Source organism: Massilia eurypsychrophila (assembly GCF_002760655.1).
In the GTDB taxonomy this organism is placed as follows: Bacteria; Pseudomonadota; Gammaproteobacteria; order Burkholderiales; family Burkholderiaceae_D; genus JAFCUW01.
On record NZ_PDOC01000119.1, the window covers coordinates 1 to 253 of the forward strand.

Annotated in this window: 1 protein-coding gene; it reads right to left on the reverse strand. The window is 53.8% G+C overall.

The window, feature by feature from the left end; genetic code table 11:
* Window positions 1-70: 70 nt before the first annotated feature.
* A partial coding sequence (locus CR105_RS28760) for a hypothetical protein (RefSeq protein ID WP_218968772.1) occupies window positions 71-253 on the reverse strand: 183 nt, incomplete at its 5' end.

The following is a 253-nucleotide window of genomic DNA, read 5'->3' on the forward strand; positions in this document are numbered from 1 at the left end:
CGTCTAGAGAAGGTCGTGAAGCTTTAGCCCGCTCGCAGCCTTTTGTCCGCTGTGGGTCGAAAGCGGTCCTTCATTGAAGGACACGTTGCCTTAGCGCCCGATTTTTTCCGAATCCTGTGTTTTCCCCGTAATTGACCTGGCCGCGCGCCGCGTCCGCAAGATCGATACCTTTCCGGAATCCGTCATGGCCGAAGTACTGGCGAAAGTCGCCACGCTTTTCGAATAAACGGAGCATGAGGATGAATAAATTTCG